The following is a 15,775-nucleotide window of genomic DNA, read 5'->3' as shown; positions in this document are numbered from 1 at the left end:
CACATACTGGGCGCCATGAGCGGACGGCGAGAACTCGGGGACTTCCTGCAGACGCGGCGCGCCGGGCTGCGGCCCGAGGACGTCGGGCTCAGGGACTACGGCGACCGGCGCCGCGTACCCGGTCTGCGGCGGGAGGAACTGGCCCTGCTGGCCGGCGTGAGCGCCTCGTACTACACGCGTCTGGAACAGGGCCAGTCGGTGGGCGCCTCACCGGAGGTCCTCGACGCCATCGGCAGGGCGCTGCGCCTGGACGAGGCCGGGCAGCGCCACCTCCACGACCTGGCGGGCGGCGCGAAGCGGCGCAAGGTGGTCCACCGTCCGCCCGTCGAACACGTCGACGCGGCGACCCTCGACCTCCTGGACGCCCTCGGCGACGTCCCCGCCCTCGTCAGCGGGCGGCGAAGCGACGTCCTGGCCTGGAACCGGACGGGCCACGCCCTGTTCGCCTCCCACATCGACCCGGCCGCCCCGACGGACCCCCGCGACCGCCCCAACCTGGCCCGTCTGGTCTTCCTCGACCCGCACACGCGCGCGCTGTACGCCGACTGGCGGCGCAAGGCGAGGGGGGTCGTCGAGAACCTCCGCATGACGGCGGGCCGGCACCCCGACGACCCGCTGCTCGCCTCACTGGTCGGCGAACTGACGATGAGCAGCCCGGAGTTCGCCGCCATGTGGGCGGAGCACGGGGTCCGCCCCTGCGACGCGGCGGTCCACGAGATGCGCCACCCGCTGGTGGGCAGCGTCACGGTGACGCAGCAGAGCCTGCGTCCCCCGGGGGACGAGGACCGTCACATCGTGCTGGCCGTCGCCGAACCGGGCTCCCCGTCACAGGCCGCCCTCCACCTGCTCTCCGGGTGGCGGTGCGACCGCCCCGAGGCCCGGGAGCCGGACGCGGCCGGGCCCCCGCCGCGGTGGCTCGCGGGGGCCCGGCGGCCCGCCCGGGGGCCGGACGAGTAGGGCGGGTGCGGGGTTCTCGCACGCGGGGGCCCGCAGCCCGGCGGGACCCGGCGCGAGCGCACCGTCGGCGCGCCCCGCACCGGGTCACTCACCGCCTACGGCCCCTGGGCCGAGCCACGCCGGAACCACTCGTTCAGGCGTCGCCCTCCACCGCCCCCGCGGGCACCAGGCACTCGGCCAGGTACTCGGCGATGGCCAGCACGGTGGGCCGGTTCCACAGGAGGGTCGCGGGCAGCGTCAGCCCGAAGAGCCGCTCAAGCCGCCGGCGGACCGCCACCGTCATCACGGAGTCCATGCCCATTTCGAGGAGCGGGCGCTGCGGTCCGATCTCCTCGGGCACCAGCTTGATCTCCCTGGCCACTTCCCCGCGCACCTCCTCCACCAGCAGCGCGATGAGCTCCCGCGGGGAGAGACCGGTCCAGTCCGGCCCCCGGGCCGCCTTGTCGTCGGACCCGCCCGCGGCGGCTTCCAGCTCCGCGGTGAGAGGGATGCGGCGCGGCCCGCCGTCCGTGGGGACCAGCCGGAAGACGGCGTAGTGCCCCCCGCCGAACCGCTCCGCGTGCTCCCAGGAGCGCAGGGCTTCGGTGGCGGAGATCTCCGCGTGGCCGAAGGCCGCGAGTTCCGCCGCGATGAACTCGGAGGAGGCCGACATGCCGAGGCCGCGCCACGAGGACCAGCCGAAGCTGATCGTCCGGTCGTGCGCGGTCGCGTTCCGGTGGCGTGCGAGCGCGTCGAGGAAGGCGTTGGCCGACCCGTAGGCGCCCTGGCCGGGGAAGCGGAAGAGGTGGCCGCAGGAGGAGAACAACACCATGAAGTCGACGCTGCCGGCCGGGAACAGCTCGTCGAGCACCATGCTTCCGGCCACCTTGGGCCGCAGCACGGCGCGCAGCGAATCGGCGTCCAGGTCGGCGACCATCCGCGCGTCCACGACGCCGGCGGCGTGCACCACTCCGCGGATCGGCGGCAGACCCAGCTCGGCGCTGCTGAGGACCTTGCGGGCCTGCTCGGCGTCGGTGATGTCGAGCGACACCACCGTGACGGTGACTCCCAGCCCTTCCAGGGCCCGCAGTGCCTCGATCTGGCCGCGTGTCACCGGGTCGTGCCGCTGGTCCCAGTCGGAACGGGGCGGGAAGGGGCGGCGGCCCGCGAGGACCAGGCGCCGGGCGCCGCGGCCCGCCAGCCAGCGCGCGGTCTCCAGACCGAGCGCGCCGAGGCCCCCGGTGATCAGATAGGTGCCCTCGGGGCGGCATTCGACGGAGCCCTGCCGGGGCACGCCGGTCACGGGGACCAGTCTCGTCTCCTCGTGGACGCCGCCGCGGACCGAGATCACGTCCGCCTCGGGGCGCGCCCGTACCACCTGGAGCAGTGACCCGGACCCGTCCGGGGCCGCCGGGTCCAGGTCGATGATCCCGCCCCACAGGTCGGGGTGTTCGGCCGCGGTGATCCGGCCGAGGCCCCAGACGGGCGACTGCGCGAGTGCCGCGTGGTCCGCGCTCTCCCGTACTCCGGTCGTCACCCCCCACACCCGTGGCCGTCCTGCCGCGTGGGCCAGGACCTGCTGCACGGTGCGGCCGACGCTCCAGACCGCGGTGTGCGCCGCCCGTTCGACGTCTGGCCCCTGCCCCGGGCGGGCCCGGGCGAACGCCAGGACGGCGGTGGTGTCGGTGAGCCGCGGACCTGCCGCGGCCAGTTCCTCGGGTGAGTCCACGGCGACGAAGTCCAGGCCGGCGTCGGCGCACGCGGCGGCCAGGCCCCGCGGTGCCGCGCCCACGGCCACCACGGCCTTCAGGATGCGGGCCGCGGGCAGCTCCAGCGGTCTCCACACCACCTCGTGCACCAGGTCGCGAGGTGCCGCGGCGGCGCTCGGGTCACCGGTCAGGACCGTCAGCCGGATGCCGCTGACGGCGGCGACGACGTGCCCTTCGAGGTCCGCCACCACGACGTCGAGGGTGTCGGTGGTGTGCGCCCGTTCAGCGGCCCGTACGTGTACGTGGGCCCGTCGCGGCGGGTCGCCGAGAAGCGCCAGGCGCGCGATGTTCGAGGGCATCCGCACGACCGGCTCGCCGAGGAACAGCACGGAGGTCACCGTCATCGCGCCGTCGAGCAGGGAGGCCCAGGTGCCGGTCCCCGCCGCTCCCGTGTCGATCGTGGCGAACAGCTCGTTGGGTCCGCCCCTGCGCAGCTCCTCGACCTCCCAGGGGAAGCCCATGCCGGCCACGCCGATCTGCTTGACGCGTTCGTGCAGGTAGTCCGGGCTGACCACGTCCGAGCAGCGCTCGCGTACCGCGTCGGCGTCGAACCGGCTCTCCGGGACCCCGCCCAGCGGGTCGACGGAGGCCGTGGTGTGCGTCAGCCAGGAGTCCTCCTCCTCCGGTGTGTCCTCGTCGCTGATCCGGGAGGCGAGCCGCAGGGTCGAGTCCTGGTAGGAGATCTGGATGTCGCGCGGTACGGACACCGCGACGGGCACCCGCAGCGCCACGTCCACCAGCGCCGGGCGCGTCCGTCCCGGCCCGTCCGCCCCGGCCTGCGCCAGGGCCTCCAGGAAGGTGTGCATCAGCACCGCCGCCGGGATGATCTCCACGTCGTGGACCGGGTGGCTGCCCGGGTAGGGGCGGCTGGCCATGTCCAGGTACGTCTGCCAGAGCCAGAGCGGGGTGCTGCCCGCGATACGGGTGGCACCGCCGAGGAGCGTGTGGGTCTCCGGGTCGTGCTGCCGGACACCGGGCCGCCCGCCGGGCCGGGAGTCCTTCCAGTACGTCTGGTGCTGCCACGCCATGAGGGGCAGGTCGGCGAGGCCCGCCGAGGCCGCGAACCGGGCTCCCGGGTCGGCCGGGACGCCCGCGCAGTGCAGGGCCGCGAGATTGCGGAGCACGGTCCGCTGCTCGGGTGCGTCGCGCCGCAGCGTGCCGGTCACGTGGGGGTCGTCGACGCCGAGCGCTTCGAGGGTCTCGGCGATGGAATGCGAGACGATGGGGTGGCTGGATATCTCCAGGAAGTGCCGGTGGCCGTCCTCCACCGCGGCGGTCACGGCCTGCGCGAAGCGCACGGGGTTGCGCAGGTTGCCCGTCCAGTAGTCGGTGCCCAGGTCCGCCTCGGCCCGCGGGTCCTCCAGGGACGTCGAGTAGAAGGCGGTCGTGGGCCTTCCTCCCCGCAGGCCCGCCAGCACTCCCGGCAGTTCGGCCGCGTACGGGTCCATCTCGGCGGTGTGGAAGGCGATGTCGGCCTGGACCTTGCGCACGACCAGGCCGTCGGCCTCCCACTGCTCGCAGATCCGCGCCACGGCCGCCGCCTCGCCGGCGATGACGGTGGAGACGGGCGAGGACTCGATGGCGGCGAACACCCGCTCCTCGTCCGCCAGGCGTTCGCCGGCCTCCGCGAACGGCAGGCCGACCAGCGCCATCGCCCCGGCGCCCGCCGCCGGGCGCAGCAGCAGCGCCCGCCGGCACGCCAGTTCCGCCGCGTCGAGCAGGGAGATCCCGCCCGCCGTCACGGCCGCGGCCAGCTCGCCGATGGAGTGGCCGATGACCGCCGCCGGCTCGACGCCGTGGGAACGCCACACCGCCGCGAGGGCGATCTGGACGGCGTACGTGGCCGGCTGGAGGACCTCCGGGCCCTCCAGGGTGTCTCCCTCCAGGATGTCCCTGGCGGTGCGGCCGAGCACGTTCCGGTACACGGGGTCGAGCTGGTCGATCACCTGGGCGAAGGCCGGGCTCGTGGTGAGCAGTTCCCGGCCCATGCCGATCCAGTGCGCGCCCTGCCCCGCGAAGACCCAGACGGCCCCGGCCGGTTCGGCGGCCGCGGTGCCGGTGACCACGTTCGCCTGTTCCTCCCCCGCGGCGAGGCCCCGCAGCGAGGCGACGAGTCCGGCCCGGTCCTCGGCGATCACCGCGGCCCGACGGGCCAGCGGCGTGCGGCGCTCGGTCAGGGTGTGCCCCACCGACTCCAGGGCCACGTGGCGTCCGCGCCCCTCGATCCAGTCGGCGAGCCGGGCCGCGTTCGCCCGCAGGCCCTCCTCGCTCGCGGCGGAGACCGGGAAGAGCCAGGGGCCGGCCGGGGTGCCGCCGGGCCCGTCGGCCGCCCGCGCCGGGCCGTCGGCAGCCTCGGTGCCGGGCGCCTCCAGGATGACGTGCCCGATCGTTCCGCCGAAGCCGTAGCCGGAGACTCCCGCGCGCCGCGGGCCGTCCGCGCCGGGCTTCCACGGCGTGGGCTCGGTGACGACTCGCAGGCCGTTGGTGTCCCAGGGGATGGCCGGGTTGGGGACCGTGCAGTTCAGGCTGGGCGGGATCTCGCCGTGCCGCAGGGTGAGCACGGCCTTGATGAGCCCGGCGGCCCCGGCGCCCGCCTCCAGGTGGCCGACGTTCGTCTTGACGGAGCCGATCAGCAGCGGCCGGTCGGCGGGTCTGCCCGCGCCGAGGACCTCGGACAGCGCCGACGCCTCGATGGGGTCGCCGACGCTGGTGCCGGTCCCGTGGGCCTCCACGTATCCGACGGAGGACGGATCGATGCCCGCTTCCCGGTAGGTCCTGCGCAACAGGTCCGCCTGGGCCCGGGCGCTGGGCTGCATGATGCCGTTGGTGCGGCCGTCCTGCATGATGCCCGTGCCCCGGACCACGGCGAGCACGCGGTCGCCGTCGCGTTCGGCGTCGGACAGCCTCTTGAGGATCAGCACCCCCGCGCCCTCGCCGCGCCCGTATCCGTCGGCACTGGCGTCGAAGGCCTTGGAGCGCCCGTCCGGGGAGCAGGCGCCCGCGTCGTCCATGATCTTGGTGACGGCCGGGTGCAGCATCGCGTTGACGCCGCCCGTGATGGCCAGCGAGGTCTCGCCCGACGCCAGCGCCCGGCACCCCAGGTGCAGGGCGGTCAGCGACGCGGAGCAGGCCGTGTCCACGGCCATGCTGGGGCCTCGCAGGTCGAGGTGGTACGAGATCCGGTTCGCGGCCCCGCAGTGCACCGAGCCTATGCCGGTCCAGGCTTCGACCTGCGGTACGTCCTCCATGAGGCGGCGTCCGTAGTCCTCGGTGCCGATTCCCACGTAGACGGCCGTGTCCCCGCCCGCCAGCCGGTGCGGCGGAATGCCCGCGTGCTCCAGCGCCTCCCAGGTCACCTCCAGCATCATCCGGTGCTGCGGGTCCATCTGCTCCGCCTCACGCGGCAGGATGCCGAAGAAACCGGCGTCGAATTCCGCGATGCCGTCGACGAAGGCACCCATGCGGGTCGTGTCGCGCAGGGCGGCCACGTTCCTGGGGTCCGCCTCCAGATACCGTGCCCAGCGGTTCTCGGGTACGCGCGAGACGCCGTCGCGGCCCTCGATGAGCAGTTCCCAGAAGCTCTCGGTCGAATTCACCCCGCCGGCGAACCGGCATCCCATACCGATGACCGCTATCGATTCCCAGTTGTCGGACATGCGCTCGCATTCCTTGTTCGGAGTTGACATGACGGAGCGGGCCGGTGCCGCCACGTTTCTGCGGGTCGTGTCACCGGCGTCCGAAGACCAGGGGAAGAGCCAGCGGCCCTCTGATCATCGCGCCGCGCTGCCATTCGACGGAGTCGGCCGGTACGGCGAGGGTGAAGTCCGGGAAGCGGGCCAGTACGGCGCGGAGCGCGGCCGCCGCCTCCATCTTCGCCAGTTGCGCGCCGAGACAGAAATGGATGCCGCGTCCGAAGGAGAGGTGCCGGACCGCCTCCTTCCTGCGGACGTGCAGACGCCCGGGCTCGGGGAAGACCTCCGGGTCCATGTTCGCCGCCGCCACGCCGACCATGACGCCCTCACCGGCGCGGATGTCCGTTCCCGCGAGCGTGAGGTCGTGGGCGGCGTACCGCCAGGGCGCCAGCTTCACCGGGGAGGTGTACCGGAGCAGTTCCTCGGCGGCGTTGGGGAGGAGCTCGGGGTGTCCGGCCAGGTCCCGGCGCAGCCCCGGGTCCCCGGCCAGTTCGAGCAGGGACATGCTCAGCAGGTGGGCGGTCGACTCGTGTCCCGCGAGGATCAGCATGAAGAGCGTCCCGATGACCTCTTCCCGGCTCAGGCCGTCGTCCTCCTCCTGGGACGCGACCATGGCGCTGGCCAGGTCGTCGCCGGGCTCGCGCCGTTTGAGGGCGACCAGTTCCTCCAGGTAGGCCATGGCCTCGCGCGCGCACTCGACATACGCGCCGACCTCGGCGGCGTGCCCCGCGTTGAGCACCCTGGCCCAGCGCTGCACGCGCAGCCGGCTCTCCTCGCTGTCCGGCACGCCGAGCAGGTCGCAGACGATGCGCAAGGGGTACGGGGAGCAGAAGGCGTTGACGATGTCCACGGGCTCGCGCTCGGGCAGCGCGTCCACCATCGCGACGGCCCGCGTCTCCACGTCCGCCAGCCTGCGGCTGATGCGGGCAGCGCTGAAGGGCCGTGCCACCAGCTTCCGTACCCGGGTGTGCTCGGGCGGGTCCATCTCCAGGATGTTGCGGAACAGCACGGTGCGGAGCCGGTCGGGCAGTTTCGCGAGGATTCCGCGCGAGCGCTTGCCGAACCGGAGCGGGTCCTTGATCAGCGCGGGGTTCGCCAGTGCCGCCGCGGCGTCCTCGTGCCGTGTCACGAGCCACGCCTGCGATCCGCTGGGCAGTGTGACCCGGTGGACGGGGCCGGTCTCGTGCAGCTGCCGGTAGGTGGCCCTCGGGTCGCGTTCCCACTCCCGTGAGAACAGCGCGCCGACTTGCTCGACCGTCACGTGCGTCTTCCTTCCTCACCGATACCGCCGAGTGATTCACCGGCTGGGACGTGTGTCACCGGGGCCCTTCGACCCCGAGGATTTCCGGCGCCTCGCGCAGGACGGAAGCGATCTGGCCGCCTTCCTCGTTCCTGCCTTTCTCGATGAAGGCGAGGTTGTGGTAGAAGTGCATGCCCTTGACGGACCTGTCGGTCGGTTCCGCGGCCCGCGTCTCCTTCTTCAGGAATTCCTCGTGGTTGAGTCCGTCCACCATCTTCTTGAGGAAACCGACGGTGTACGCGGGGTCGTTCAGGTCGTCCTCCGAGCCCTCGAAGAGCTGTGGCCAGTACGAGCCGTGGAGATCCTCGACGGCGTAGACGCCGCCCTCGACGAGGTAGGGGAAAAGCGTCCTGAAGGACGTGATGACGTGCGGACTCATATGGCTGCCGTCATCGATGACGATGTCGAAGGGGCCGAATTCCTCGGCCATCGAGCGCAGCGCCTCCGGGTCCGACTGGTCCGCCTGGACCGTGGTGATCCGGGGCCGGTCGAGGGCCCGCTTGTCGGCGATGTCGACGCCGTACACGAGTCCGCGCGGGAAGAACTCCTTCCACATGCTCAGCGAGCCGCCGCCCGCTCGCGGATCGCCGTATCCGCCCACACCGATCTCGCAGATCCTCACGGGCCGGTCGCGGAGGTGGCCGAAGTGCCGCTGGTAGTGCTGCGTGTACTGATGGAGGAAGCCCCACTTGTCCGTGCCGTGCCTGACCGCGAGTTCCGTCAGGTGCGCGGGCCGGTTCCGTTCGAGGACCTGTACGACGCGCTGCACCACCGCGTGGAAGAGAAGCGGGACGGCCGGGCCGTGCACCAGGCGGGGGACCATGGTGTGCGGACTCGGCCAGCGGATCTCCGGTCCGGCCGGGGGGACGCGTTCCGGTGGCCCGTACAGGGCGAGCACCGTCTCGCACGCGTCCTGGACGATCACGGTCGGCGGGAGTTCGGCAGGGCGGGCGGCGGCGGCCTTGCCGAGTTCCACGCCGCCGGGGCCCACGGAGACGAGCACGGACGTCTCCTCGCCGCCGTGCGTCAGCGTGATCACGAGGGAACCCTCGCCCGCGCCCTCGGGCGCGGGCAGTTCGTCCAGGTGCGCGCGGAAGAGCATCTCGTTGATGAGGACCGCCGCGACCTTGCGCAGGCCGGCCGTCTCCACCGCGGCCGCCACGTCGGCGTGGCCGCGGTCGGCCGCCTCGATGAGGGCCTGCGTCACGTCTGTCATGGCAGCCTCCGTGTTCCGGCCGCGGGTGCCGCGGCGCGAGGTGTTCCGGCACCGGGTGTTCCGGTGCGAGGTGCTCCGGTGGGCAGCAGCCCTTCCGCCCGCGCCTCCGCGAGGGTGGGAGCGGATCTGTCCTGCTCGGACAGGACGGGTGTCAGGGGCCAGTCGATGCCCAGACCGGGATCGAGCGGATTGACGGCGCGGGCACGGCCCGGTTCGTACTCCGTGGAGGACAGGTAGATGACGACGGCGTTCTCGCTGAGGGCCATGAAGGCGTGGCCGAGGTCCTCGGACAGATGGACGGTCGCGGGGCTCTCGCCGTCCAGCCGCACCGCGTGCCACGTCCCGTACGTACGGGAGCCGGTCCGGATGTCGACGACGACATCGAGCACCGTCCCCTGCACACAGGTGACGCTCTTGGCCTGACCCGGGGTGGCGAAGTGGATGCCCCGGACGCCGCCGCGCCTCGTGACGGTGCAGTTCGCCTGGGCGATGGAAGGGGGCTGCCCCGTCGCGTCCAGGAAGCGCGAGGCGCGGAACCACTCGTGGAGACTTCCCCGGTGATCCTGGTGGACGGAGGACCTCTCGATCCAGAGGCCCTCAATTCCCGACGGACGCACGCGGACTTCCTTTCTGCTCATGGGCCTGGTGGAGGAGGGGGAAGGCGGCGTGGAGGGCGCTGCGCCAGTGCCGCAGCGGTGGGATTCCCGCCCGCGCCCAGCCGTCGTGGCCCAGCACGCTGTAGCCGGGGCGGGCGGCGGCGAGGCCGAACTCGGCGCTGGTGACCGGCAGTACGCGCGCGGGATCGGCGCCCACGAGGCGGAAGACCTCCTGGGCGAGTCCGTGCCACGAGACCGCCCCGCCGCTGGTGCCGTGGTAGACGCCGGGCGGGGCGGTGCCCTCCAGCGCGGCGCCGCCGAGCCTGGCGATGAGTCCGGCCAGGTCCTCCGCCCACGTGGGCTGTCCCGCCTGGTCGTCGACGACGCGCACGCTCGGGTGCGTACGTTCCAGGCCGATCATCGTGTCCACGAAGTTGCGGCCGCCGACGCCGTAGAGCCAGGCGGCGCGCACCACGTATCCCGTGTCCGGGAGCACGTCGAGCACCGTGCTCTCGGCGGCGGCCTTGGTGCGCCCGTACGTGTTGAGCGGACCGGTCGGAGCGTCCTCCCGGTAGGGCGTGCGGGCGTGTCCGGAGAAGACGTAGTCGCTGGACAGCTGGAGGAGGACCGCCCCGTGCCTGCGGCAGGCCCGGGCGAGGTTCCGCGTCCCCGTCACGTTGACGCGCCAGGCCGCCCGGGGGTGGTTCTCCGCGTCGTCGGTGGCAGTCCAGGCCGCGCAGTTGGCGACGACGCGGGGCCGGTGGTGCGCGATCGCCGCGTCCACCGCGTCCGCGTCGGTGATGTCCAGGCCGCGGCGGTCGAGTGCCACCACGTGCTCGTCGCCGCAGCGGCGGACGAGGTGCCGGCCCAGCAGTCCGCCGGCCCCGGTGACCAGCCAGCTCATCGGGCGACGGCTTCCGTGTGCGGCGCCCACCACTGCGGGTGGTCGCGGTACCAGCGCACGGTCTCCTCCAGGGCCGTGCCGAGCACCCTGGCCGTCCGGTATCCCAGCTGCGTGCGGATCTTGCTGTCGTCGACGGCGTACCGCCGGTCGTGGCCCTTGCGGTCCCGCACGTGGTCGACCATGTCCCAACCGCGTCCGCAGGCCGCGAGGAGCCGGCCCGTCAGTTCCTTGTTGGTCAGGGCCGTCCCGCCCCCGATGTTGTAGACCTCGCCGGGAACGCCCTGGGCACGCACCAGTTCGATGCCGCGGACGTGGTCCTCGACGTGCAGCCAGTCCCGTATGTGCCCGCCGTCCCCGAACAGCGGCACACTGCGGCCGCTCAGCAGCCGCGTGACGAAGCGCGGTATGAGCTTCTCGGGATGCTGGTGCGTGCCGTAGTTGTTGCTGCACCGCGTGACGAGCACCTCCAGTCCGTAGGTGCGGTGGTACGCGAGCGCCATCAGGTCGGACGCCGCCTTGGAGGCGGCGTACGGGGACGAGGGACGCAGCGGCGCGGTCTCGGCCGCGGCACCCGACGGCAGGGAGCCGTACACCTCGTCGGTGGAGACGTGCACGAAACGGCGCACGCCGTGGCGGCGCGCCGCGTCCAGCAGGGTCTGGGTGCCGACGACGTTGGTCTCGGTGAAGTCCCTGCCGTCCGCGATGGACCGGTCCACGTGCGACTCGGCCGCGAAGTGGACCACCTGGTCGCTCCCGGCCATCAGGTGGTCCACGACGGCGGCGTCGCGGATGTCGCCCCGCACGAACCGCAGCCCCTGGTGGCCGCTGACCGCCCGGAGGTTGTCGCGGTTGCCCGCGTAGGTGAGGGCGTCCAGCACGGTGACGCGCGCGGACGGGTCCCGCAGCAGCGTGCGCGTGTAGTGGGAGCCGATGAAGCCGGCTCCGCCCGTCACCAGGATTCTCGGTGCCGTCATGACGCTATCTGCACCTTGCTGTTGTCGCCGAGGACGAGGCGGTGCACCGTGGGCACGCTCCGGGACCTCCGCACCTCCACGTCCCGCCCGATCAGCGACTCCTCGATCCGCGGCACCCCCGTCAGCACGCTGCCCCGCAGCACGATGGACCCGCTGATCTCGCTGTCCTCGATGTGGCAGTCCTCGGAGACCGAGGTGTACGGGCCGATGCGGGAGCCGATGACCGCGGTCCCCGGCCCGATGACCGCGGGGCCGTCCACCCGGCTGCCGATGATCTTGGCTCCGGCCCCGATCCTGACGCGTCCGGTGAGCGTGCTGGCCCCGTCCACGTAGCCCTCCTGGAGGGCATCGACGGTCTCCAGGACGGAACGGTTGGCCTCCAGCATGTCCGGCACGTTCCCGGTGTCCTTCCAGTAGCCGGAGATGACGGACGAGTGGACGCTCCTGCCGTGGTCGATGAGCCACTGGATGGCGTCGGTGATCTCCAGTTCCCCGCGGTCGGAGGGCCGGATCGACTCCACCGCCTCGTGGATGGCCGGGGTGAACAGGTAGATGCCCGCCAGCACGAGGTCGCTCTTGGGGTGCCGCGGCTTCTCCTCAAGCCCGATGACATGGCCGGTGCCGTCCAGCTCCGCCACGCCGAAGGCGGTCGGATCGGCGGACCGGCTCAGGAGGATCTGGGCGTCGTGCCGCCCGTGCCCGCGGAACCTCTCGACGACCTCGGTGATGCCACCGAGCAGGAAGTTGTCGCCGAGGTACATCACGAAGTCGTCATCGGCCAGGAAGTCCCTGGCCACGGCCACGGCGTGGGCCAGTCCGAGCGGACGCTCCTGGCGGATGTACGTCAGGTGCAGGCCGAACCGCGATCCGTCGCCGATGGCCGCGGCGATCTCGTCCGCCGTCTCCCCGACGATCAGACCGACGTCGGTGATCCCGGCCGCGGCGATCGCCTCCAGGCCGTAGAACAGCACCGGCTTGCCCGCGACGGGCACCAGCTGCTTGGCGGACGTGTGCGTGATCGGCCGCATGCGGGTGCCTGATCCGCCCGCGAGGACAAGGGCCTTCAACGTGACTCCCTAACCTGATGTTCATCGATGAGGGCGCGCGCGGCCGTGGCGTCCGCGACGGGCACCACGAGGGTGGTGACCGGGCGCAGGGCACCGAGGCGGGCAGGCACCTCGACGTGCTCCCGGAAGTGGAACTCGATGGCCTCCGACGCCCGCCCCGGCACCCGGAAGCCGTCCTCGGCCGGCCGCTGACCGGGCCGTTCCTCGTCCTGGACGTGGCTGATGGCCGTGAAAGGAATGCGCGCGCTGTGGTGCATGCCCCACCGGAGGACGATGCCCTCCCGGCCCACGGTGTGCGGTCGTACCGTGCCCGCCGCGGCGAAGGCCGCGGCGGCGGCGGCCGCGTACAGCAGGGCGACGGTGCCGGCGATGGGCAGCGGGCTCACCCCTGCCCGGGTGATCAGCGTGATCCCGGCCGCGGCGAGCAGGGCCGCCAGGGCACCCGCCCCCCAGCCGAAACCGGCCCGGCCGAGGGGCCTCTCCCCGGGTCCGGCCTGGGTGCGGAAGGTGACGGCGAGAGCGAGGATTCCCCACACGGAGACCTCATGGCGCACCATCTCCGCGATGGGCGGCGGCAGCAGGGAGTAGAACGCCTCGCCGAGGGCGGCCCGCCGCCCCCGGCCGGTGCGGCGGAGCTTGCGGTACTGGCTGATGAACGCGGCGCCGAAGACCAGCCCGAGCACGGACAGGGTGCCTTCGGTGACGACGAGGATGCCGGCGGCGATGCGCCAGTCCAGCAGGCCGGTCGTCACCAGCAGGATCTCGATCACCAGGACGAGGAGTCCGGCCCACCGCAGCCGGCGCAGCCACGTGGGCACCTGGCCGGGCGCCGGAGCCGGGGGCCCGGCCGTCTCCGCCGCCTCGGCGGCGGGCAGCGTGCCTTCCATGGCCCGGCGGATGAAGGTCACCGCGCCCGGGGCGTCCGTCGCGTGGATGCGGATCTCCTGGATCTCCCCGACGGTCTTGCCCGCTTCGAGCCGGGCGGTGCCGTGGAGCTTCAGCACCACGTTGGTGGTGGACATGACCGGAAGCGACAACACGCCCCCGTCGACCGCGGCCGTCCGCTGCTGGTCACTGAAGACCCGCCGCTGCGTGACCTCGCTGATCAGGTCGAGCGGCACGCGCGCGTGGAAGGAGGCACCATAGGAGACCGTGAGCGCTCCGTCGGCCAGTCGGTGCGGGTAGGCGCTCAGCGCCACCGCGAAGCCCGTCATCAGATAGCACGCGACGAGACCGGCGGCCAGCGCCACCAGCCGGGCCCACGGGGAGGACAGCATCAGGTCGACCAGGACGATCTCCACCACGGACAGGAAGAGGATCACGCCCACGCCGACGGCACTGCCATCTTGGCTGGGAATCGCTGTTCCACCGCCGCGTTTGCCGAGTGCCGCCAACGGCGCCCGCGCGGCGGCGCCGATGCTCGCCCCGCCCCCGGTGATCAACTTCGCGTCGCTCATGGTGTTTCCTCCATCTGAGGCTCCGCCGCCGCCCGGCACGCCGCAGTGACCTCCAGCAGGTCCCGCAGGGCTTCCACCGGGCCCGCCGCCATGAGCACTCCGGGGTTGAGCACGACCTCATCGATGCCAACTGCCCAGTACGTGCTGACATTTGAAGCGATTTCGTCAGCTGTACCCACAAGTACCACAACGTGATCAACGAGATTCCGGGCGATGTCCTGATCGCTTCCGGTCAGTGACACTCCCGCGGCGGTGAGTGCCCGCCGGTAGTGCGGACCGCTCAGGTGGTTCCTGACGGCGAGATGCACGGCACGCGGTATGTCGCGGCCGGGCCGGCGTACGACGACGTGGACGACGCTGACCACCCGGGGACGCCGCAGACCACCCGTGAGCACCGGCAGCAGCCGATCCCGCAGGTGGTCCCGCGGGGTCAGCCAGGTGAGCGCCACGTCCGCGTGGTCCGCCGCCAGCCGGGCCATCCTCTCCCGCAGTACGCCGAGGCCCGTCTCCACCGGAGGGAAGTCGCCCAGCGTGGGGTCGAGCCGCGTGCCGGCGGTGGCGTCCCCTTCCCGCGTCTCGCCCGGCGCGCCCCTGAGCAGCCGGGAGACCTCGGTGACGTACTCGCGTGCGGCTCCCAGCGGGCTGTCGTAGGGCGCGCCGTTCAGCGCCCGCTGGAACTCCGGGCTGCCGGTGCCGAAGACGGCGGTGAGCGGCTTACCGGACAGCGCGGCCAGTGACCGTGCCGCGACCGCCGCCTGGTACGGATGGGTCAGCGGCATGAGGGAGAGGCCCACGCCCAGGGCCGGGGTGATGCCCTGTCCGAGCAGGTAGGCGAGCGTCTGCTGGGTGTCCAGGTTGAGCGACTGGCCCATCCAGAGCCGGTCCGCGCTCTTGGCCGCGAGCTTGGCGAAGGGCGCAAGCTGCCGCGGATCGCGGGGCTGGAGCGGGTAGTAGACACCTACCCGCCGCCCGCTCTCCCGCACCCCTCCGGCCGGGTCAGCCATGGACCAGGGCCCCCGACTTCTCGCGCTCCGCCTGCGCCGCCTGGAGGCGCACCATCCTCATCCGCACGGCGTCGCCGCACCGGGCCAGCGCCTCGTCGCCCAGGTCGTCCCGCGGGGGCTGTTCGAGGATGAAGTGCCCGTAGGAGTCCTGTCCCTGGACCAGCAGCGCCGAGTCCCGGCCGTTGCCGGGACGCACCGAGGGCGCCAGGTAGTCGATGGCGAAGGCCACCCGGGTCTCCTTGGTCGTGTTCAGACCGGAGCCGTGCACCACGAGCATGTTGTGCAGCGAGCACTGGCCCGGCCGCAGCACCACGTCGTGCCGGACGAAGTCACCCTCGTCGAAGGTGGCTTCGTCGCCGCGCAGCATGCCTCTCAGACCCGGTGTCCTGCGGTGGGTGCGGATGCCGTCCCGGTGGGTCGCCGCGGCGAAGCGCAGCGTGCCGTTCTCCACCGACGTGGGGGTCAGGGCGAGCCAGACCCGGAAGGCCGCCAGGCGGCCCTCGGAGTCCAGGTCGTAGGTGAGGGCGTCCTGGTGCCAGGCGAGGTCGGTCCTGCCGCCCGGTTCCTTGACGAAGACCTGGGTCCCCCACACCAGGATGTCGGGGCCCAGCATGCTCTCGGCGATCTCCAGCAGCGCCGGCTCCCGCACCAGGCGATGGGCCCACTCCGCCATCAGGTGCACCTTGGGTCCGAAGGCCAGCGCGGCTCGCGCACCGCCCTGCCGATGGCAGTCGGCCAGGTGCGTGAGCACGGTGTCCCGCAGTTCCGCGGCCCGGTCCTCCGTGAGCGCCTCCACGGGGAAGACGAACCCGTCCCTCTCGAACCCCTTCATCTGGGACTGTGTCAACTCCGGCATCGCC

The 15,775-nt window shown here is 72.7% G+C and carries 11 protein-coding genes; 1 reads left to right on the top strand and 10 read right to left on the bottom strand.

What is annotated here, in order from left to right; all coding sequences use genetic code 11:
* The first annotated feature begins 15 nt into the window (after window positions 1-15).
* Window positions 16-957, top strand: coding sequence for a helix-turn-helix transcriptional regulator (locus AB0I16_RS02555; protein ID WP_363247446.1), 942 nt, complete (start codon window positions 16-18; stop codon window positions 955-957).
* Between the two features lie 133 nt (window positions 958-1,090).
* Here the strand turns inward: AB0I16_RS02555 and AB0I16_RS02550 are convergent, their stop codons facing one another.
* The 10 genes from AB0I16_RS02550 to AB0I16_RS02505 all read right to left on the bottom strand — a co-directional run bounded on the left by AB0I16_RS02550 (window position 1,091) and on the right by AB0I16_RS02505 (window position 15,771).
* Complete coding sequence (locus tag AB0I16_RS02550) at window positions 1,091-6,361, bottom strand: type I polyketide synthase (RefSeq protein WP_363247445.1); 5,271 nt, start codon at window positions 6,359-6,361, stop codon at window positions 1,091-1,093.
* Between the two features lie 70 nt (window positions 6,362-6,431).
* The gene (locus AB0I16_RS02545) at window positions 6,432-7,658 is read right to left on the bottom strand and encodes a cytochrome P450 (protein WP_363247444.1); all 1,227 of its coding nucleotides are present in this window, start codon (window positions 7,656-7,658) and stop codon (window positions 6,432-6,434) included.
* A 55-nt stretch (window positions 7,659-7,713) separates the two neighbouring features.
* Window positions 7,714-8,913, bottom strand: a complete 1,200-nt coding sequence (locus AB0I16_RS02540) for a hypothetical protein (protein ID WP_363247443.1) — start codon at window positions 8,911-8,913, stop codon at window positions 7,714-7,716.
* Window positions 8,910-9,530 (bottom strand): dTDP-4-dehydrorhamnose 3,5-epimerase family protein, encoded by a 621-nt coding sequence (locus tag AB0I16_RS02535; protein WP_363247442.1) that lies wholly within the window; start codon window positions 9,528-9,530, stop codon window positions 8,910-8,912. Before AB0I16_RS02535 ends, AB0I16_RS02540 begins: the two co-directional genes overlap by 4 nt.
* Entirely contained in the window at window positions 9,511-10,413 is a 903-nt protein-coding gene (gene rfbD, locus AB0I16_RS02530) for a dTDP-4-dehydrorhamnose reductase (RefSeq protein ID WP_363247441.1), read from the bottom strand. The genes AB0I16_RS02535 and rfbD overlap by 20 nt, the downstream gene beginning before the upstream one ends.
* On the bottom strand, window positions 10,410-11,387 hold the full coding sequence (rfbB, locus tag AB0I16_RS02525; protein WP_363247440.1) for a dTDP-glucose 4,6-dehydratase: 978 nt from the start codon (window positions 11,385-11,387) through the stop codon (window positions 10,410-10,412). The genes rfbD and rfbB overlap by 4 nt, the downstream gene beginning before the upstream one ends.
* Window positions 11,384-12,454, bottom strand: a complete 1,071-nt coding sequence (locus AB0I16_RS02520; RefSeq protein ID WP_363247439.1) for a glucose-1-phosphate thymidylyltransferase — start codon at window positions 12,452-12,454, stop codon at window positions 11,384-11,386. Before AB0I16_RS02520 ends, rfbB begins: the two co-directional genes overlap by 4 nt.
* Window positions 12,451-13,911, bottom strand: a complete 1,461-nt coding sequence (locus AB0I16_RS02515) for a hypothetical protein (RefSeq protein WP_363247438.1) — start codon at window positions 13,909-13,911, stop codon at window positions 12,451-12,453. The genes AB0I16_RS02520 and AB0I16_RS02515 overlap by 4 nt, the downstream gene beginning before the upstream one ends.
* Window positions 13,908-14,915: an LLM class flavin-dependent oxidoreductase gene (locus AB0I16_RS02510; RefSeq protein ID WP_363247437.1), complete on the bottom strand. Its 1,008-nt coding sequence runs from the start codon at window positions 14,913-14,915 to the stop codon at window positions 13,908-13,910. Before AB0I16_RS02510 ends, AB0I16_RS02515 begins: the two co-directional genes overlap by 4 nt.
* A complete protein-coding gene (locus AB0I16_RS02505) occupies window positions 14,908-15,771 on the bottom strand; it encodes a phytanoyl-CoA dioxygenase family protein (RefSeq protein WP_363247436.1) in 864 nt (287 codons plus the stop codon). Before AB0I16_RS02505 ends, AB0I16_RS02510 begins: the two co-directional genes overlap by 8 nt.
* Window positions 15,772-15,775: the final 4 nt, after the last annotated feature.

It is taken from the genome of Streptomyces sp. NPDC050703, from assembly GCF_040654435.1.
Classification (GTDB): domain Bacteria; phylum Actinomycetota; class Actinomycetes; order Streptomycetales; family Streptomycetaceae; genus Streptomyces.
This window is presented reverse-complemented; position numbering and strand designations above follow the sequence as displayed.

Bases quoted from the DNA above. Each gene is read 5' to 3' on its own strand.
- AB0I16_RS02555 (WP_363247446.1), top strand. From the start codon at position 16: ATGAGCGGACGGCGAGAACTCGGGGACTTCCTGCAGACGCGGCGCGCC.
- AB0I16_RS02550 (WP_363247445.1), bottom strand. From the start codon at position 6,361: ATGTCCGACAACTGGGAATCGATAGCGGTCATCGGTATGGGATGCCGG.
- AB0I16_RS02540 (WP_363247443.1), bottom strand. From the start codon at position 8,913: ATGACAGACGTGACGCAGGCCCTCATCGAGGCGGCCGACCGCGGCCAC.
- rfbD (WP_363247441.1), bottom strand. From the start codon at position 10,413: ATGAGCTGGCTGGTCACCGGGGCCGGCGGACTGCTGGGCCGGCACCTC.
- rfbB (WP_363247440.1), bottom strand. From the start codon at position 11,387: ATGACGGCACCGAGAATCCTGGTGACGGGCGGAGCCGGCTTCATCGGC.
- AB0I16_RS02515 (WP_363247438.1), bottom strand. From the start codon at position 13,911: ATGAGCGACGCGAAGTTGATCACCGGGGGCGGGGCGAGCATCGGCGCC.
- AB0I16_RS02510 (WP_363247437.1), bottom strand. From the start codon at position 14,915: ATGGCTGACCCGGCCGGAGGGGTGCGGGAGAGCGGGCGGCGGGTAGGT.
- AB0I16_RS02505 (WP_363247436.1), bottom strand. From the start codon at position 15,771: ATGCCGGAGTTGACACAGTCCCAGATGAAGGGGTTCGAGAGGGACGGG.